The following is a 20,360-nucleotide window of genomic DNA, read 5'->3' on the forward strand; positions in this document are numbered from 1 at the left end:
CCCCACTGATTGTTAGAGGAACAAAGGCTAAATTCGCAACATCCTGTTGCAACGCCTTTGTGACCCGCGTCCTGCGGGCCCGAACCAATCGGGCTTTTACTGGCTGTTGATCCCCCACTTACAATTCTTGTATTCTCCTCGAATTCTTGAAGTGGGGGGTCTAACAGCCAGTTAATGCGGGATAAATACGACACCGCCACGTTCATAATTCATTCAGCCTGCCTCCTTTATCTTACTAACTTTCTAATCCTTTGGTAAAATTACTCACTAACTTTGTTACATCCTATTTGTAAGAAATCCCTTCATTTTAAAGTGATTGACCAGCTCTTGAAGCTGTTCCTGTCCTTTTTTGACCCACTCCTTAATTTCTTCTGAATCATCACCCCCTACGATTTCCTTAATCCAATAAAGAAAGCTCCCTACTTTATAGTAGATTCTTGCACATAGATGGGAACGGGCAAAATCATCCCATCGAATCGAAGCATTTGAATGTTCATTCCAAGCATCTACATAGGCTTTTAATGCGATATCAATATCACTTTGCCGGTAAGGGATGGATGTATATTCCTCACCAAAATGCTCAACTACCATAATCATTGGCCTAATAGAACAGTACTCAAAATCAATGAAATTAACCTTGTCCTTTCGATCCAACAAAACATTATGTAATGATATATCCCCAGGATCCAATGTAAGTGGGAATTTTTCTATATGTTGGATAATAATGTGTTGGAAGGATACGATTTGTTGAAGCAGGGTGACCAAGGAATTTCCAAACATGTGCTTCAAACTTTCGCTATGTTTGTTTAGTAAAATTTCTAAACTAGATATATCATATAACTCGGTCTTAGGAATGTTAGATAATACTTCAATTTGTTTTGACCACTCCGCCGTCCATTTTCCAAGCGCTGTGAATACTATTTCATTATGATTCTTATTCTCAAATTCCGGATGTATCCCTTCTATCCATTCAAGGGCTAAGAAATATTCATTATTTTCCACTTCTTTTGCCTTGATGACTGCAGGTACTTGGTGTTGGTTCCCATTTAATACACTTTCATACACTATTATTTCATTCCGCAAGCCGTCGTCATCACCANAAGTGGGTCTTTTTTATTTAGTTATTGACGTTTGTTCAATCTATTTATAATGTATATATTGAGAAGATTGATAAATGAAATTATTGCGAATTTAAAGATGGAGTAAAGGAGCTGAATAGGAACGTGAAAGAGTTTATTGCCCATAAAGATAAAAATAAAAGTTCGCCGCATTATCTGAAGGATCACAGTGAAGGTACTATGATCTTAGCTAAGAAATTTTCATTAGCATATGATTCAATCGGCTTGGCTCCCATGTTGGCCCGGGTCCATGATTTTGGAAAATTTCAACCCGCATTCCAAGTCTATATCCATAATCCAGATGGAAGAAGAGGGACTGTTAAGCATGCCTTGCCAGGAGCTTATTTATTTTCCTTGGAGCGTAAAAGATTGCCTGATACCCACCAATACATCGCGTATTTAATGGAGAATATTGTCGCTGGGCATCACCGGGGTCTCTATGATTTGGATCGTTCTTTTATAAAACGGTATGACGGTATGTCTGATATTGGATATCCGCCAACGATTAAAAAGATTGTGTCAAAAGAAATTGAAAAGTTGGGGAAAATACCCTCACGTCCAGAATGGAAAAATCCAGACTATTTAGCTGTTTTAACACGTTTTTCAATGAGTGCACTAGTGGATGCTGATTGGTTGGACACTGAAAGGTATTTTAACCCTGAGCTTGCTTTAGAGAGGGGCTACGAGCCACCGACCTTTGATAAATTCCAACATTCCTTTCACAGCTTTATAAAAGCCCTTACATCTACAGAACTATCCCACTATCGAGAGCAATGTGAACAAAAAGGGAATGTATCCCATTCCTATTTTGAACTAAACCTTCCAACGGGGTATGGAAAGACATTTGCAAGCCTGGCTTTTGCATTGGAACATGCTAAAACATACTCGAAGTCTCGTATTATCGTTGCTTTACCACTGATCAATTTAACCTCCGAGTTAAGTGGAATTTATCGTGATATATTTGGCGAAGAACACGTCATCGAGGATCATAGCGCCTTCAGAATGGAAGCACAGTATAGAAATGAACAATTGGAAAGTAAAATGCATTTAGCGACTGAAAACTATAATCGAAAATTCATTATTACTACAACTGTTCAACTCTTTGAAAGCCTTTTCTCAAATCAGCCTTCTAAGTTGAGGAAAGTTCATAGGATCGCGAACAGCGTGTTGATTTTAGATGAGTATCATTTATTGCCGGCACATACACTCACACCTATATTAAAGATGCTTGATATTTTACAAGAGTATTTCGGAGTGACCGTATTGCTTGTTAGTGCCACTCCTCTTCCTCTCACCGAAAGTATTACGATCGAAAAACTTGCTTTGCAGAACAGACCGATCTCGTTACTTGAAAAAGTTGAAACTCCAAGAAGGGTTACGTATCACCATCTCGGCGTGATTAATGAGGAGAACTTGCTTGAAATGCTACCCTATGAATCGACCCTTGTCATCGTAAATACGAGGAAGCGAGCCCAGCAATTATATCAACTGTTTTATGGGCAATGTTCGGATAGACCAGTATTTCATCTTTCTACTGCATTAATAGGAAAGGATCGGGCGCAGCGATTAGAGGAAATTAAAAAATCCTTGAGACACCACCAACCTTTAGTGATTGCAACGTCGATCCTGGAAGTAGGAACGGACATATCCTTTAATAATTTGTATCGTGAACTGGCACCCCTTTCTTCTATTATTCAGGCAGCTGGTCGTTGCAATCGCAAAGGAGAGGCAAAGAAAGGTAATGTTTACTTGTTTGAATGGGAAAATCCCATTTACCCATCGTCATCTTATCGATCGGGGATCGCACAACTGAGAGCAGCGATTGACAGATATGGAATGGATGTTTTTTATTCAGAAAAAGAAATGGCTTTGTTCTATAAACGCATGCTGTCACTGGAGGGCAAGAATCCCATTATAAAAGATAAAGAGGTTTTATTATTTGAAACCGTGGCTAAGAAATTTAAATTAATTGAATCTCAAGGTATCACTGTTGTTTGCGAAAATACAGAAGGATTCAATCAGGACTGGCTTAAGAAGAAGAAAACCCGGAACTGGTGGAAGAAAATTCAACCATATACCGTACAAGTACCTGAGTATTTGCAAAAGCATATTGACTATAAACACGAAGTACCTGTTTGGGCAGGTTCCTATGATAAACATATAGGCATTCCATTTTAGGGTGGTGAAAGAATGAGAAGAACATCTAAGGTTCAGGTGAAAGTGTGGGGGGAGGGAGCACTATTTACTAGACCAGAAGGAAAAGTGGAAAGAGTAAGCTATCCAATTATGACTCCTTCAGCTGCAAGAGGGATATTAGAGGGAATTTTTTGGAAGCCTGAATTTCAATACCGGGTACGATCCATAACTGCTTTACAGATGCCAAACTTTCATTCTATTGTTCGTAATGAAATATCGACTAAAGCAACTATTACTAAGAGCTTTATGAAGAGGCCGGTAAACCGATATGCAGATAAAATGCGACAAATACGCCATACCCTGTATTTGAAAAATGTAGCCTATATCATTAAAGCTGAGATTCATCTTTTACCAGAGACGAAAGATCCAATTGAAAAATATGAATCTATTTTTAATCGCCGTGTTAAAAAAGGGCAATGTTTTTCTCGTCCGTACTTAGGAGCTCGTGAGTTTTCAGCGCACTTTGGTCCTGTGACAGGAACAGAACGGAAGATTGAATGGACGGAAGATTTGGGCTCAATGTTTTTCGATTATCGGTATTCTAAAGAAGGATCTAATGCGATACCTTATTTCTTTCAGGCAACTGTTGAAAAAGGGACATTGGTTATTCCGCAACAACTGTATAAGGAGGTATATCGCGATGTATATCCAACGCTTGATTGAATTTGCTGAAGAGCATCCGGAGGTCTTTCCGCCTCTAGGTTTCAAAAAGCAAAAGATTGACTGGATTGTTGACATAGACGATGGAGATTGTATTTTTAATAAAGCGAATAAGAACGAGATGATTGTCCCAACGATTGGGCGTTCAGGTAGTAGCATTACGCCAATCCTCCTTGTCGATAAAGCCGACTACGTTTTTGGTTGGGCACCTTCAGATAAAGAGCGGGAAAGAAGTCAAATACGCCATGCAGCATATACTAGTTTACTGGAGGAGTATATTGCTGTAGCAGGTGATCAAGATGCCCAGGCTCTATTATCAGTTTTAAAAAGCGATATTAGCTTTGATGAAGATTTAAAAGTAAATGATTTCATTGTGTTTCGAATTCGCGGCGAGAATTATTTACATGAAAACAAAAGTGTAGCGAATTTTTGGTCTTCCTTTATCCAACCGGAACCTGACGAAAAGTCATACATTATTCCCTGTCAATTTTGCGGAAAGGTAGCACCCGTGATGGAGCGTCACTCTATTCATTTTATTATTAATGGGGAACGGACGAAAATGATATCTGCAAATGAGAATGCCTATGAATCTCATCTTAATAAAAATTCGTATGTGGCACCTACTTGTTTTGTTTGTGATCAGAAGTATGGCCAAACTTTGGACTATTTATTGCAAAAGCCTCCTAAAACCGATGCAGGCGACCATATGTTTTCGGTAGGCGATTTAGCATATGTGTATTGGCTGAGAGGATCCTCTGCACAGGTAAACGTAGCTAATGCGATGGTTATGATGCATGATGCAAATCTGAAAGAGATGAAAGGTCAATTGGAGCAAGTATTCAAGGGGAAAAAAGAAAGGTCAAATTTTAAAGATTTTTGCTTACTCGTATTGTCACCGAATAAAGGTCGATTAGTCGTCCGGGAATTTATTGAAGAGTCAATGGGGGTTATACATGAGCGAATTCTTCAGTTTTTAGAAGCTCAATATATAGGCCGTGATCGTTTATATAGTGTTTTTACCTTGGCAGGTTCAGTTTATCAAAAGCCAAGTACACAAATGAAAAAAGTAGATATCCAAGATTGGTTTAATTGGGTTTTTCAAGGAAGGGCTTTACCAGGGAGAATTCTGATTGCTTTAATGAGGCGGATACAGGCAGAAGGTGCCATGTATCCTAGCCATGCAGCTGTGTTAAAAAGTTGGTTAGTAAGCCAAAACGAAGGGAGAGAGTGGACAGTGAAAACAGATGAGAGGAACAAAAGTACGGAATATGTTCTAGGCAGGTTATTTGCCGTATTGGAAAAAATTCAAAACGATGCAATAGGCTCAAATGAGACGCTAGGCAGCCGTTATCTTGGAGCGGTTAGTACAACGCCAAAATCTGTAATAGGCATGCTAATCAAAAATGCACAGTATCATTTAATGAAAATAGCAACTGAAAAAAAAGGCCATGCGATTAATTTGGACAAGCGATTAAGTAAATTGTTAAAAATGATCGACCAAATACCAACAACGTTGAAATTAAACGAGCAAGCTGAATTTGCCCTCGGTTATTATCACGAAAAAGAGGACCTATGGTCAAAAAGGGAGGAAAAATAATGTTTAAACACTTGAGTGATCAAAAGAAGCGTTATGACTTTATGTTCATATTTGATGTGCTTGATGGTAATCCCAATGGGGACCCAGATGCCGGGAATTTGCCGCGTATAGATGTTGAAACGATGCAAGGTCTTGTGACAGATGTAGCGTTAAAGAGAAAAGTGCGTAATTATGTACAAATGACTCGTGGTAAGCAACCTGGTTATGATATTTATATAAAACATAGAGGCATTTTATCACGTGAGCAGCAAAAAGCATATGAATCCGTCGGGGTGGAAAACGCTGAAAATCCATCAGCCAATACGATCAAAGATGCGCGGGACTGGATGTGTGCTCATTATTATGATGTAAGAATGTTCGGAGCTGTTATGTCTGGGAAAAAGTATAACGCCGGGCAGGTACGTGGCCCATTGCAACTGACATTTGCTCGTTCAGTTGATCCGATAACCCCATTTGATATGACCATAACCCGTGTAGCGCTGACGAATGCGAATGATTCTCAAAAAGATGCCGGAGAAGATGAGGTGGAGGCGAGACATGGCCAAATGGGTCGAAAAGCTTATGTCCCTTATGGACTTTATGTGGCGCATGGTTTCTATACCCCAATGTTTGCTGAACAAACCGGGGTAAAAGGGGAAGATCTTGAACTGTTTTGGGAGTCATTAATCAATATGTGGGATCTTGACCGCTCCGCTGCACGCGGTCAGATGGCGACACGGGGCCTTTATATTTTTGAACATGAAAGTGAGTATGGCAATGCACCTTCACATACACTCTTTGAAAAAATTAATATTAAAAGAAAGAACGACGTAGAAGTAATTCGCTCATCGAAAGATTATACAGTGGAAATTGATCATGACATTCCTGCCGGTGTTCAGCTACACGAAGTCATTACTTTATAATGGCAGTAGCCAGAAATCGAGTTTAACAGTACACTTATCATAGGATAAGTACGAATTTGAGCCTAGTGATCTTTTAAAAATATAGCTACAACGACAATTAGTTTACTAGTACTTTAATGTGCGAACCGTAAGTGAACATGAAAACCCTGAGAGGTTCGCGCAGTATTAGGGTGTTTTTGCTAATGAAATGGTATGAACTGTAAAGGTATAGCAGGTCTAAATTATTTTTAAATCAAGGTGAAGTAGAATTGGTGGAAGATTTTACTATATCTTGCGGTCACTCTCTGTATAGAGAGTGTGGATTGAAATCGCTAATTTATTATAAAAACGTATTTGTATCTCGTCACTCTCTGTATAGAGAGTGTGGATTGAAATTCTAATTCTTTATAAAAATCGTTTGCAGTCTCCCGTCACTCTCTGTATAGAGAGTGTGGATTGAAATTTGCCCTGTCTGTACGATTTTCCCTTTATGAACTAGTCACTCTCTGTATAGAGAGTGTGGATTGAAATGGGATGAGCTTGCCGACCCCAATCCGCACAAAATGTCACTCTCTGTATAGAGAGTGTGGATTGAAATTCGTTTAGCCTGCGTTCGAGGCCTGCGAGTATCTTGTCACTCTCTGTATAGAGAGTGTGGATTGAAATAACATTTTCCAATATGATTACTCTAGGCCTTACAGTGTCACTCTCTGTATAGAGAGTGTGGATTGAAATTTATTTCCTTGAGTACCTTTACTATGATGGTGACAGTCACTCTCTGTATAGAGAGTGTGGATTGAAATATCTTTCCAGTTGAATAAGTCCAAGCTTTCTACGTCACTCTCTGTATAGAGAGTGTGGATTGAAATTCCACCACTCGCAAATTCTTGATTAAATTGATAGTCACTCTCTGTATAGAGAGTGTGGATTGAAATTCATCCTTGCGTTAGACCGGGGCAAGTCGGGCTACGTCACTCTCTGTATAGAGAGTGTGGATTGAAATTTGATTGAGAGACTTCTTTATTCGAAAGTGGGAAAACGTCACTCTCTGTATAGAGAGTGTGGATTGAAATTTTAAATCTATGGAAGTGGATGAACTAGCAGCAACTGTCACTCTCTGTATAGAGAGTGTGGATTGAAATTATCTGTACGCTTATTGATTTCTATTTGTTCTTCTGTCACTCTCTGTATAGAGAGTGTGGATTGAAATGATTAACGGAGAAGGTTGGGGGATTTTCCTATTAGTCACTCTCTGTATAGAGAGTGTGGATTGAAATAGAATTAATTGATAGTGGTATGTTGTTGTTGGGATGTCACTCTCTGTATAGAGAGTGTGGATTGAAATTTAATGTCTCTTCTTGCTCATCATTGGAAGGAGTCACTCTCTGTATAGAGAGTGTGGATTGAAATAGCCTTGGGTTTACGACAATTTATTAACAAAAAAAGTCACTCTCTGTCAAGTCCACCATATTGTGTAAATTCATTTCCTCGGACTTACGCTGTTTATCATTTTATTGCGAATTTTGATTATTGAAGGGGTACCCCTTCAATAATCAAAATTCGCGCGCTCCGCGCTACCCCCTATGCCTTTGACACTTTTTTACCAGATTGTTCATCCGCATACTCCATTAAAACAGCTCCAATTAGCCTAAACGCTGATTGGGTATTTGGGAAAATCCTAATCACCCTTTCCCTACGCCGGACTTCCTGGTTCAGCCTCTCCAGTGAATTTGTACTTCGTATGTGTTTATGATAGTTCTCTTCCTCATTTAAGTATTGAATGGCATCTTCGAAGCCTTCTTCTAAGATGTTAATCGTCTTTTCCAATTTCGTTTCGGAGCCAAACTCCCTTAAAAAGTCCTCTTTTAACTTCCTGGCATCTTGAGGCTTGACCACTTCAAAAATCCTCTTGATTCCCATCTTCACTTTCTCACTATCTTTCTTTGGCAAGCTATCAAAGATATTCCGTTTGAAGTGCACGGTGCATCGTTGCCAAGTAGTTCCTACGAACTCTTCCTCTATTGCCTTTTTTAATCCCTTGTGCGCATCAGATATGACCAACTTGGGTGCTTGGAGTCCTCGCGAATGCAAGTATTGAAAAAATCCCTTCCAGGCTTCATGGCTCTCTGAGTGATCCACTTTTAACCCCAGAATCTCCCGTTCGTTGTTCTCATTAATCGCCGTCGCAATATAGACAGCTTTGGATATCACACGTTGATACTCACGGACTTTTATGTACATGGCATCCACGAAAATATAAGGAAAATACATCGTATTTAATGGTCGATTAGCCCAACGATTGACAACCGGATCCAACTTTTCTGTTAGGGAGGAGACAAATGACTTTGAGACTTTTTCTCCACAAAGTTCTTTGACAATATTTTTCACTTTCCGGGTTGATACCCCGTTGACTACCATTTCAAGCATAGAAAGGACGAAGGCCTGATCACAACGGGCATATCGTTCGAAAACCGATGTAGAAAAGTCCCCATTACGAGTACGTGGCACTCGCAACGTAATTTTCCCTATACTCATAAGGAGATCACGCTCATAATAGCCGTTCCGGTAATCCTGTCGTTTTGGCGATCTTTCATAAGCCTCTGTGCGCAAGTGCTCATCTCGTTCTTTTTCCATGAATTCATTTAAGACCAGAACAATGGATGCTTTTACAACGTCGTCCAGATCAGAATTCATAAGTGTTGCTTTTAAATAGTCCATATTAAGGTTAAACTGTAATTGAGTCATCTTAATTCCTCCTCTTTGTTTTCTTCGCTGATAACATTGTAGCCACGAGGAATTAATTTGACTCCTTTTCTTTTTACACAATTATATGGACTTAATCTCACTCTCTGTATAGAGAGTGTGGATTGAAATATGAAAAGAATTCTTCAATTATCATTCGCAAAAACTGTCACTCTCTGTATAGAGAGTGTGGATTGAAATGAATTAACAGGAGATGAAACTCTTAAATTGATGGCGTCACTCTCTGTATAGAGAGTGTGGATTGAAATGTCCACACGGATATGCAAGTAAGCCATCAGGAGAACCGTCACTCTCTGTATAGAGAGTGTGGATTGAAATAGCTAGACGATCACTGACCAACATCTGCTTTACTAAGCGTCACTCTCTGTATAGAGAGTGTGGATTGAAATAAACTGATAAGAAAGAGGGCGATTCTTATAAACGTCACTCTCTGTATAGAGAGTGTGGATTGAAATAACCTATCCCCGTTAAAAAGTATTTCTTTGATGACGGTCACTCTCTGTATAGAGAGTGTGGATTGAAATAATATCGTCCGCGCGCTTTAAGCACGCTCGGTGTGTCACTCTCTGTATAGAGAGTGTGGATTGAAATCTGTAAAATATCATCGGTAATCATTCAGATCACGTCACTCTCTGTATAGAGAGAGTGGATTGAAATTGTATATGTCTTGAAGCTACTGTATAACTTACCTTGTCACTCTCTGTATAGAGAGTGTGGATTGAAATTGTTTCCGTATCGTTCGATAGCTCCACACCGTCAAAGTCACTCTCTGTATAGAGAGTGTGGATTGAAATATCGAAGAAAAAGGGCATAGGCCCATTCGTTTTGTCACTCTCTGTATAGAGAGTGTGGATTGAAATAAATCATTCATCAGCCTGGCAACATCGTTTATCACAGTCACTCTCTGTATAGAGAGTGTGGATTGAAATATCACCTGCATGAGCCTTTTTAATTTTGGTATACTGTCACTCTCTGTATAGAGAGTGTGGATTGAAATAGCTGTGTTTGTGTTTTGTGAAGATTCCAAGTCATCACGTCACTCTCTGTATAGAGAGTGTGGATTGAAATTTCCAAATCGGTTTATTTCTCTCTTAAACGTATCTGTCACTCTCTGTATAGAGAGTGTGGATTGAAATGTCAATAGAATCATACGGGTGTAGGATCACATCGTCACTCTCTGTATAGAGAGTGTGGATTGAAATGGAAGATTTAAACCTATCCAAAGGAACGAGAAACCCGTCACTCTCTGTATAGAGAGTGTGGATTGAAATAAGATGTTGAAGAAGTTAAAAAACAGTTGAAAAGTGTCACTCTCTGTATAGAGAGTGTGGATTGAAATAAAAAGGTAGATACATAGAGTCTTTTACACTTAAGTCACTCTCTGTATAGAGAGTGTGGATTGAAATTCAACTACCGCCGTCCAGACAGCCATTACCTTCTCCCGTCACTCTCTGTATAGAGAGTGTGGATTGAAATATTAGTGGCCTCCTTAACAGACTTCTTTAGATACCGTCACTCTCTGTATAGAGAGTGCGGATTGAAATATATTGGGCCCTATAATCATTTGCATCCGTTTCAGCGTCACTCTCTGTATAGAGAGTGTGGATTGAAATTCCAAAAAGTTAATAGGAGCGTTCCACCAGTATTGTCACTCTCTGTATAGAGAGTGTGGATTGAAATCAGTAGTCAAACCAGACATATCGACAGGTTTATAGTCACTCTCTGTATAGGAAGTATGAATTGAACACAAAGTTTAAAAATACTTTTGCCACCACATCTTATATTGGGAGTGACCATTGTAATTTTCCAAGTACTACACACCAATTGTCCCTCTCTACACTAAACTGTTAAACATTCGGTGTACTTGCCAATACGACCTCAACAACAGAGAGGATAAATAAAGATCCCTTTAAAATCCAACCCTTTTTACATCACAGTTCTGATAGACTGAGTTGAGCCAAATGCGGCTATTTGTTTAATTGCTCAGTGGAACGCTATCTACAGTAATGATATGAATTTTCAAAACAATATTTGTGAATATATAAGAACTAGTAGAAACGCTCAGTCTAGTAACTTAATATGATATTTTTTTAGAAAAATTACTTTAAATTAGTTATAGCCATGCTTTTTTGATCAATTTTACCAACATTTAGTAAGTTATGATGGTATACTAGTAATTAGGAACTAAAATAAAACTAAGTAATATTATCTATGAATAGGGATGTGATCGATATGTTTTTGGCACATATCAGAGAAAGTGATCACGTAGAACAATCGGTTCAGGAACATTTGGAAGAAGTTGCACTTCTGGCCCGGCAGTATGGGAATTTAGTAAATCTAGGAGCTCATGCCGAACTGTCTGGTTTTTTGCATGATATGGGTAAGTTCACCATTCATTTTACGACTTATTTAAAGAATGCTGTGCTAGAAAACAATGTTGCTAAGGAAAAAATTGATCATTCAACAGCTGGTGCGAAATACTTATATGATCATTTCTATGGTAAAAGTCCTTTGCAGGATTATGTAGTGGAAACGGTAGGAATGGCGATCTTATCTCATCATTCTGGTTTGCAGAATTTCGTACAACCTGATTTGAAACTTTCAGATTATGTAAGACGTGTCACAAATGAAACATTACCTTATTACGATGAAGTTGTTAGGAATTTTGAACGAATAAAAGGTAATAAAGAGAAGGTTGAGCAGTTGGTGGAAGAGGCGAAGCTAGAATTCCAGGCGTTTACCAAAAAGGTAAAGGCGTTAGGGTATCCAGCGGCATACTTAACTCTTATGCAAAAGTTAGTTTTTAGCTGTCTCATTGATGCTGACAGGACGAATACGAGATGTTTCGAGGAGAATGAAGCAGTTCCTAACTCTAATAATGAATGCGTTTTCAGAGAGGGTTATCAATACCTGATGAAGACAATAGAGTCGTGGAAAAAGGGGGATATTCATCCAATCAACGAGTTGCGCAATGAAATGTCGGACAAGTGTGATCAATTTGCGAGTAATCCTTCTTCTATTTATTCGTTGTCGATTCCTACAGGAGGTGGAAAAACTTACGCTAGTCTGCGTTATGCTTTGAGGCACGCAGATCTTCATCAAAAAAGTCGGATTATATATGTTGTGCCTTATACGACTATCTTGGAACAAAATGCACAGGCTGTAAGAAACATGATCGCCCATCCAGAAGCAGTGTTGGAGCATCATGCAAATGTCATGGATGATGTTCAATCAGATAATGAAACAGATTTTTACGACTCTCATCACCATAAACAACTACAGCTAGGGAGGGAAAACTGGGATTATCCGATTATCTTTACGACGATGGTGCAATTTTTAGACGCGTTTTATCAAAAAGGCACGAGGAAGAGCCGTCGCTTACATCATTTAACGAACGCGGTTATTGTCTTTGATGAAGTGCAATCTGTACCTTTTCAGCATCGAGCTTTATTTAATACTGCGATTAATTTTCTACATACGATCGGAAATAGCAGTATTATGTTATGCACGGCAACGCAGCCAGCGCTGGACAAGGTAAAGCCAGAAGTAAATATAGATGCAGAAATTGTCCCCAAGTTAGACGAAGTGGTGGATGCATTTAAGAGGGTCGTTATTCGTGATTTGGTAGAACCTGAAGGATGGGATTCGGAGCAGATTGCTAGTTTTGCTGAAAAACTCATCCTTGAAAGTGAATCTCTATTAATCATTTTAAATACAAAAACAGCGGTCAGAAAGTTGTATCAAATGTTAAAAAAACAAGGGGTTGCCCATTTAGTGCATTTGAGTACTTCGATGTGTCCTGAGCATCGGAAGGTCAAGTTAGCAGAAATCAAAGACAAGCTTGGGAAAGAGAAAGTAATTTGTGTAAGCACGCAGCTCATTGAGGCAGGTGTAGACATTAGTTTTGAATCCGTCATCCGGTCCCTTGCTGGATTAGATTCTATTGCACAAGCTGCTGGTAGATGTAATCGAAATGGGGAGAGAGAACAGGGTGATGTTTATATCATTCGAGCAAAAGACGAAAATTTGGATAAGCTTCCAGAGATCCGAATTGGTGCTGAAGTAACAGCGAATTATATCTTGTCAGAGCCAAAATTTGCGAAAAACTTGCTTAGCCCAGCAGCGATTCGAACATATTCGACTCATTTTCTAGCACAAGCTCAAAGGGAAATTCTTATAGCGCCGAGGGAATTGGGTCACACACTTTTCTCTTTAATGGATGGCTCTACGGCTATGAAACAACGTCCAAAAACAAGATCTTTAGGTATGTTTAAGACGATCGAGCGGCACTTTGAAGCAATTGACTCTCCAACTACTGCTGTCATTGTCCCATATGGCGAGGGGAAAGACATTATTGCTAATTTAAATGAGGATATTCGAGATATTAAAGTTTTTAACCAACTGATGAAAAAAGCTCAACAATACAGTGTCAATCTTTATAAACATGAATCAGATGCGTTAAATACAGAAGGAATGATTAGTCCGCTTTATGATAACGCTATCTATTGCTTAAATGAAAAAGCTTATGATGAGTCTTATGGCGTGACGATAGATGGTCAGGCAGAGTTGGTAACGTATAACTTTTAAGGAGGTGAAATCCATGCGAAACCAGATTGAATTTGTTGTTTACGGAAAGTATGCACTTTTTACTGATCCCGTAACGCGGATTGGCGGAGAAAAATTCACTTATCAAGTTCCGACGTATCAAGCGTTGAAGGGAATTGTTGAATCTATCTATTGGAAGCCCACGATTACGTGGTATATCGATGAAGTTCGCGTGATAAACCCGATTCAAACAGAGGTTAAAGCGATCCGGCCAATCAAATACCAAAGTGCCGAAAATGATTTGATGTACTATACGTATTTACGGGATCCAATGTATCAGGTACGCGCGCATTTTGAGTTTAATGAAAACAGACCAGACCTGGCCTATGACCGGAACGAACATAAGCATCATAACATTGCGAAACGGTCAGTGGAAAGAGGAGGCCGGCGTGATATCTTTCTTGGTACGAGAGAATGTCAAGGGTATGTCGAAGCGTGCACGTTTGGCGAAGGGGAAGGCTTTTACGATCATTATGGTGAGATAAGTTTTGGCCCGATGTTCCACGGATTTACATATCCAGATGAAGGAAATCAGAAACAATTCCAAGCACGACTATGGGTGCCAACAATGAAGAACGGCATTATTACGTTCCAACGCCCAGAAGATTGTGAGCTCGTTCGAACTATTTATAAAGACAAGATGAAGTCTTTTGAAAAAGGTATCAACTTTACCCCTGTGGAGGAAGAATATGAAGCAATCTTCAAGGAGGTGGGAAAATGAGTTGGCTCAAACTGTTGTCAGAAGTATATGACGAAAATATATCACAGGTTGGAGAGTTTGAAGAGAGACGCAATCAGCGGATGACATTGTTGCCTGTTTCACATGTGATGCAAAGTGCTCATATAGAAATACTGATTACGAGAGATGGAGAATTCCAAAGTGCAAAAGTGATTGATAAAGAGAATGCTCGTACAATCGTTCCAGCTACTTCTGACTCAGCGAATAGAAGCAGTACAAGCGCTCCGCATTACATTCATGATAAATTGGCTTATGTCGCGGGAGATTTTGTGAAATTTGGAGGAAATCCCAAGTATGAAGGACATTATCAAGATTACCGTAAACAGATGAAGGAGTGGGCTGAAGTTGCTGATGTTTCACACAAGGTTTCGGCAATCTATGCTTACATTTCTAAGAGGTGTCTAATAGAAGATATTGTCAATGCCAACATACTTCCACTCGATTCACAGGGGAAAATAATCGAGAAATGGCCTTCCAATTCTCCTAGTGAAAAGCCAGAAATCTATAAAGTAATTGCATCTGATGCTTTATCAGCATTTGTTCGCTTTGATGTTATGCATATGTCATCAGATGATCCTGTAGTGTGGGAAGATAAAGAGCTGTTCGATGACTTTATCAAATTTATGGAAAAGAAAGGAGAACAGGAAACAGGCTATTGTTACATTACAGGAAAACAGACTGTTTTAACGACGCAGCATGGCTCGCGTATTCGGAATGCTGGCGATATGGCTAAGTTAATTTCAGCTAACGATAGTTCAGGTTTTACTTATCGGGGGCGTTTTACTAAGCCAACAGAAGCAGTGCAAATTAGTTATGATGTTTCACAAAAAGCCCATCATGCATTACGGTGGCTCATTCAGCGTCAAGGGACATATGTTGATTCACGTTATTTTGTAGCTTTCGGAATAGAGCAACCAGAAGCACCAGATCCATTCGTCAGTACAGCTGATTTATTAAAAAGTAGTGGAGAATCGTTTGAAGATATTTTTGCTTTGGAGGCAATCAGTCATACGGAGGAATTTGTCTCAGAGGAACTAAATAAAGCGTTGCAGGGAATGGCTCATACATTAACGGACGACAACTTGGAGAACATTCTTGTTATGGCGCTCGATGCGGCTACTAAGGGAAGATTAGCCGTTGTCTATTATCAACAATTTAAAGCGAAGCTATTCTATGAATCTATTCAAAAATGGCACAACACTTGTCGCTGGCTTCAGAGCTATAAGGAATCTGGGAACAATAAGATTCATAATTACGTCGGTGCTCCTTCAACATACCGAATTGCGGAAGCGGTCTATGGGAGCAAAGCTGATAGCAGAATCAAAAAAGATCTTTATACTCGTTTACTGCCTTGTATTGTGGAACAGAAGCCATTGCCTAGAGATATTGTCCAGATCATCTTTAATCGAGTGAAAAATCCTTTTAGTTTTAAAAATACGATGGAATCATGGGAGGCAACGTTGAATATTGCCTGTGCATTAATTAATAAGCAATATGAAAGTGAGGGATACAAAGTGGCGATACAAGAAGAGAATGATTCGCGAGATTACCTATTTGGTCGTTTGCTTGGGGTTGCTGAAGTCATGGAAAAGAGAATCTTAAAAGAACGTGATGAGAACAGAGCTACGAATGCGACAAGGTACTTTAATGCTTTTTCACAGCATCCAGCTCGTACTTGGATGGTCATACGGAAACAGCTAAGCCCATATTTTGAGCGTGCGGGATACAGTACAGGTTATTACGCGATGCTGTTACAAAGAATAGAGTCCCGACTAACTGTTGACAAGATGACAAATGATCCACTTGGACCAGTATTTTTACTTGGATACAGCAGTCAAATCCAAGATATGTATACAAAAAGGGAGGAAAAAGAAAATGACACCATTGAAGCATAAAATTGATTTTGCAGTAGTTTTTACCGTTGATAAGGCCAACCCAAATGGAGATCCCTTGAATGGGAACCGTCCCCGCCAAGATTTTTATGGGCATGGTGAAGTTTCGGATGTTGCCATTAAACGTAAGCTTAGAAATCGTCTCCAAGATGAAGGGGAATCGATTCTAGTGCAATCGGATGAAAGACGCTCCGATTCATATCGCAGTATTAAAGATAGGGTTGATTCTGTTGAGGAATTGAAGAAATTGTTGACCAAATCCAAAGCAACTGGAACAGATGAACAAACTGCAGAGGTGATAGCAAGTCAGACATGGTATGACGTACGTGCATTTGGGCAGGTGTTCGCATTTAAGGGAGCGAAAATGTCCATTGGTATACGAGGGCCTGTCTCAATCCATACGGCAACAAGTATTGAACCAGTTGATGTAACGAGTATGCAAATTACGAAAAGCGTGAACTCCACTACAAATGAAAAGGATCCTAGTCAAAAAACAGCGGACACAATGGGGATGAAGCACCGCGTAGATTTTGGGGTGTATGTATTTTGCGGCAGCATCAACCCGCAACTTGCTGAGCGGACAGGCTTTACTTATGAAGATGCAGAGAAATTGAAAGAGGCGCTGAAAACTTTATTTGCTAATGATGCCTCATCAGCAAGACCGGATGGCAGCATGGAAGTGAACAAATTATTTTGGTGGGAACACAATTCCAAGTTAGGGCAATATTCATCCGCTGCCGTGCATCGCTCAATGAAAGTGGAAAAGGTAAAGGATAGCTGGCCATCGTCTATTGAAAACTACAAAATTACAGTAGAACCATTGGAAGGACTGTCAGTAGAAGAATATGACGGGCTATGAGGAAGAGGATTATCTGATGTTGTCAGGTATCCAGCATTTTGCCTTTTGTAGAAGGCAGTGGGCACTTATTCATATTGAACAGGAGTGGGAAGAAAATGTCTTAACTATTGAAGGAAATTACCTTCACGAAAAAGTAGATGATCCATTTTTGCGGGAAAAAAGAGGAGATACAATCTATGTGCGTGCACTACCAATTCACTCTGGAGAATTAGGAATTAGTGGAATATGTGATATGGTTGAATTCTCATTACATGAACAAGGCATACCACTGGCTAAAGAAAAGGGACTCTATCAACCGAAACCAATTGAATATAAACGCGGTAAACCAAAAACTCACGATGCAGATATTTTCCAACTTACTGCTCAAACGATATGTCTTGAAGAAATGCTTGGGACAAAGATTGAGGAAGCGGCCCTTTATTATCATGAAGTGAAACGACGTGAAACTTTAACAATTACTGAGGAAATGAAACAACGGGTTAGAGTGATGACAAAGGAAATGCATCATTACTATAAGCAAAGGCATACACCACGGGTGAAGACCGGAAAACATTGCCAGCGCTGTTCGTTACGCAATAGGTGCATGCCAGAACTTTTAGAGCGAGAGAAAGTATCAACTTACATGAATAGGATGTTGGCAGAGTGAAACAATTATTAAATACCGTTTATGTTTCTGATCCCGAAGTGTATCTCGCATTAAAAGGTAAGAATTTGAATCTATTAAAATCAGAGGAGTCTATTGCCCGGATTCCTTTGCATAATATTGAGGCGATATGTACGTTTGGATATCAAGGAGCAAGCCCAGCCTTAATGAATGAATGTTTGGAACAGAATATTAGCCTAACCTTCTTTTCCGGTAGGGGTCGCTTTCGGGGGCGTCTCACCGGGGAGCTAAACGGGAACGTCACTTTACGGAAAAAACAATACAGGATATCTGATGATGAAGAAAAGTCTGCCAGTATTTCAAAGCATATGATTATAGGAAAAATTTTTAACAGTGAACAGCTGTTAAAGAGGAATATAAGAGACCATGCTTTAAGGGTAGATGGTGAACGGATTAATAGGGCGATTGAAAGGTTGCAAGCGTCAAGAGCGGCTGTCAGTGAATGCGATAATCTAGATGGATTGCGTGGCATCGAGGGGAATGCAGCTAGTATTTATTATAGTGTCTTTGGAGAATGTGTTCTGCAACAGAAAGACGTGTTTTTCTTTCGTGGACGAAATCGGAGACCACCTTTAGACCCTGTAAATGCTATGCTCTCATTCGCATATTCGCTCCTAGCATCGGAAACAGCTGCTGCTCTTGAAGGAGTAGGCTTGGATTCATATGTAGGTTTCCTACATCGAGATCGTCCGGGGAGAACTTCGCTTGCTCTTGATCTAATGGAGGAATTAAGGCCTATTATTGCAGATAGATTTATCCTAAAGTTAATCAACCGTAAGCAAGTAAGCAGCCATGACTTTATTGTAAAAGAAAATAATGCTGTCATTTTAAAGGATGATGCACGTAAGAATTTTTTACAATTATGGCAAAAGGAAAAGCAACAATCTATTACACATCCTTTCTTAAAGGAAAAAATACCTTGGGGGCTTATCCCACACGTTCAAGCGTTATTATTAGCACGTTATCTTCGTGGGGATCTCGATGCATATCCCCCAATTCTAATTAGGTAGGTGTTCACAATGCTTGTTCTCGTTACCTATGATGTGGAGACACAAACAGATAGTGGCAAAAGACGCTTGCGGAAAATTGCCAAAAAATGTGAAGAATATGGTGTTCGAGTACAAAACTCTGTTTTTGAATGTATCGTGGATAGCACACAATTACGCCAACTCGAATTTGCACTTGAAGAAATCATTGATCCAGATGTTGATAGTTTACGATATTACCGCTTAGGTAATAACCATGATACAAAAGTTAGGCATATAGGTGCAAAGCCATCGATAAAAGTAGAGGATCCACTGATTTTCTGATGTGCGAACCTGAAGTGAACATGAAATCCCTGGGAGGTTCGCGCAACTTTTGAGCAAAAGATGCCTTATAGTATGATAAAACTTGTTTAAAAATATTTAGTTAATGGTTTGAAAAACAAGGTATAGTGATGGTGGTAGAAGTAATCTCTATATCTTGCGGTCACTCCCTGTATTGGGAGTGTGGATTGAAATCTTACGTCCGTCCTCATACTCGATAATCATTTTGGTCACTCCCTGTATTGGGAGTGTGGATTGAAATAGTCCTGTGGCCATTTCAACTCCAGTGCTGGCACCACCGTCACTCCCTGTATTGGGAGTGTGGATTGAAATGCTCAATTTTTTCCCCCCTCAATCGTTAAAGGTCGTCACTCCCTGTATTGGGAGTGTGGATTGAAATTTTTAAATTCTTCGATCCTTTTTAGATCTTTTTCCGTCACTCCCTGTATTGGGAGTGTGGATTGAAATTTGAAGATGGCAAGCTTCCTGTCGTAAATTTTGATAAGTCACTCCCTGTATTGGGAGTGTGGATTGAAATCTCAATCAAGGGGATGAGCATATCATATATTCGAGTCACTCCCTGTATTGGGAGTGTGGATTGAAATAATTTTTTTAAAAAATAAATTGCTACACTCCGTGTCACTCCCTGTATTGGGAGTGTGGATTGAAATCCTCTAATGCATCCAAGCTTTTTAAGAAGGATCGTCACTCCCTGTATTGGGAGTGTGGATTGAAATGATTTGAGCGTTGCGATTCTGCCCATGCGCAATCTGGTCACTCCCTGTATTGGGAGTGTGGATTGAAATTCCCAAGTCGATCATCGTCCGAGTAAATCCGAGGGTCACTCCCTGTATTGGGAGTGTGGATTGAAATTTATGGGATTATCAGAAAAAGCTTACTCAATTTACTGTCACTCCCTGTATTGGGAGTGTGGATTGAAATAATAATGATTCCCCTAGCGTATGAATCAAAGTGCGTCACTCCCTGTATTGGGAGTGTGGATTGAAATGGCTTTCTAACCTCACTGACGCGATAGCCGTACATTGTCACTCCCTGTATTGGGAGTGTGGATTGAAATA

The 20,360-nt window shown here is 39.6% G+C and carries 13 protein-coding genes and 3 CRISPR repeat arrays; of the genes, 11 read left to right on the top strand and 2 right to left on the bottom strand.

The annotated features are described in order from the left end of the window. Positions 1-276: 276 nt before the first annotated feature. The gene (locus BN1243_RS17625; protein WP_062109013.1) at positions 277-1,083 is read right to left on the bottom strand and encodes a hypothetical protein; all 807 of its coding nucleotides are present in this window, start codon (positions 1,081-1,083) and stop codon (positions 277-279) included. Positions 1,084-1,223: 140 nt separating this feature from the next. Here BN1243_RS17625 and BN1243_RS17630 point away from each other — a divergent pair, with 140 nt between their 5' ends. Genes BN1243_RS17630 through cas7c (BN1243_RS17645) form a run of 4 tightly spaced genes read left to right on the top strand, consistent with a single transcriptional unit; the run spans position 1,224 to position 6,473 of the window. Next, complete coding sequence (locus BN1243_RS17630; RefSeq protein ID WP_062109016.1) at positions 1,224-3,296, top strand: CRISPR-associated helicase/endonuclease Cas3; 2,073 nt, start codon at positions 1,224-1,226, stop codon at positions 3,294-3,296. Between the two features lie 12 nt (positions 3,297-3,308). Beyond that, positions 3,309-3,977: a type I-C CRISPR-associated protein Cas5c gene (cas5c, locus tag BN1243_RS17635; protein WP_062109018.1), complete on the top strand. Its 669-nt coding sequence runs from the start codon at positions 3,309-3,311 to the stop codon at positions 3,975-3,977. Beyond that, positions 3,955-5,571: a type I-C CRISPR-associated protein Cas8c/Csd1 gene (cas8c, locus tag BN1243_RS17640; RefSeq protein ID WP_062109020.1), complete on the top strand. Its 1,617-nt coding sequence runs from the start codon at positions 3,955-3,957 to the stop codon at positions 5,569-5,571. The genes cas5c (BN1243_RS17635) and cas8c (BN1243_RS17640) overlap by 23 nt, the downstream gene beginning before the upstream one ends. Next, the gene (gene cas7c / locus BN1243_RS17645; protein ID WP_062109022.1) at positions 5,571-6,473 is read left to right on the top strand and encodes a type I-C CRISPR-associated protein Cas7/Csd2; all 903 of its coding nucleotides are present in this window, start codon (positions 5,571-5,573) and stop codon (positions 6,471-6,473) included. Before cas8c (BN1243_RS17640) ends, cas7c (BN1243_RS17645) begins: the two co-directional genes overlap by 1 nt. 276 nt (positions 6,474-6,749) lie before the next feature. After that, positions 6,750-7,862: a CRISPR direct-repeat array (repeat unit 33 nt; unit sequence GTCACTCTCTGTATAGAGAGTGTGGATTGAAAT). A gap of 171 nt (positions 7,863-8,033) precedes the next feature. On the opposite strand, the gene BN1243_RS17650 is transcribed toward cas7c (BN1243_RS17645), so the two are convergent. After that, positions 8,034-9,197 carry an IS256 family transposase gene (locus BN1243_RS17650; protein ID WP_062109024.1) on the bottom strand — a complete coding sequence of 388 codons (1,164 nt, stop codon included), beginning with the start codon at positions 9,195-9,197 and terminating at the stop codon, positions 8,034-8,036. Between the two features lie 96 nt (positions 9,198-9,293). Further along, a CRISPR array of direct repeats spans positions 9,294-10,962; the repeat unit is 33 nt; unit sequence GTCACTCTCTGTATAGAGAGTGTGGATTGAAAT. Between the two features lie 485 nt (positions 10,963-11,447). Between BN1243_RS17650 and BN1243_RS17655 the strand changes: the two genes are divergently transcribed. The 7 genes from BN1243_RS17655 to cas2 are packed head-to-tail and all read left to right on the top strand — an operon-like array spanning position 11,448 to position 19,284. Continuing rightward, positions 11,448-13,802, top strand: coding sequence for a CRISPR-associated helicase/endonuclease Cas3 (locus BN1243_RS17655; RefSeq protein ID WP_062109026.1), 2,355 nt, complete (start codon positions 11,448-11,450; stop codon positions 13,800-13,802). Positions 13,803-13,815: 13 nt separating this feature from the next. Then, complete coding sequence (cas5c, locus tag BN1243_RS17660) at positions 13,816-14,541, top strand: type I-C CRISPR-associated protein Cas5c (protein WP_062109028.1); 726 nt, start codon at positions 13,816-13,818, stop codon at positions 14,539-14,541. Next, positions 14,538-16,454 carry a type I-C CRISPR-associated protein Cas8c/Csd1 gene (gene cas8c, locus BN1243_RS17665; protein WP_062109030.1) on the top strand — a complete coding sequence of 639 codons (1,917 nt, stop codon included), beginning with the start codon at positions 14,538-14,540 and terminating at the stop codon, positions 16,452-16,454. Before cas5c (BN1243_RS17660) ends, cas8c (BN1243_RS17665) begins: the two co-directional genes overlap by 4 nt. Beyond that, complete coding sequence (cas7c, locus tag BN1243_RS17670) at positions 16,435-17,310, top strand: type I-C CRISPR-associated protein Cas7/Csd2 (RefSeq protein WP_062109032.1); 876 nt, start codon at positions 16,435-16,437, stop codon at positions 17,308-17,310. Before cas8c (BN1243_RS17665) ends, cas7c (BN1243_RS17670) begins: the two co-directional genes overlap by 20 nt. Further along, positions 17,297-17,956: a CRISPR-associated protein Cas4 gene (cas4, locus tag BN1243_RS17675; RefSeq protein WP_062109034.1), complete on the top strand. Its 660-nt coding sequence runs from the start codon at positions 17,297-17,299 to the stop codon at positions 17,954-17,956. Before cas7c (BN1243_RS17670) ends, cas4 begins: the two co-directional genes overlap by 14 nt. After that, positions 17,953-18,984 carry a type I-C CRISPR-associated endonuclease Cas1c gene (cas1c, locus tag BN1243_RS17680; RefSeq protein WP_062109036.1) on the top strand — a complete coding sequence of 344 codons (1,032 nt, stop codon included), beginning with the start codon at positions 17,953-17,955 and terminating at the stop codon, positions 18,982-18,984. Before cas4 ends, cas1c begins: the two co-directional genes overlap by 4 nt. Before the next feature lie 9 nt (positions 18,985-18,993). Next, positions 18,994-19,284: a CRISPR-associated endonuclease Cas2 gene (gene cas2, locus BN1243_RS17685; RefSeq protein WP_062109038.1), complete on the top strand. Its 291-nt coding sequence runs from the start codon at positions 18,994-18,996 to the stop codon at positions 19,282-19,284. A 159-nt stretch (positions 19,285-19,443) separates the two neighbouring features. Beyond that, positions 19,444-20,359: a CRISPR direct-repeat array (repeat unit 33 nt; unit sequence GTCACTCCCTGTATTGGGAGTGTGGATTGAAAT). Position 20,360 lies beyond the last annotated feature (1 nt).

The organism is Bacillus niameyensis, assembly GCF_001375535.1.
Lineage (GTDB): Bacteria > Bacillota > Bacilli > Bacillales > Bacillaceae_C > Lederbergia > Lederbergia niameyensis.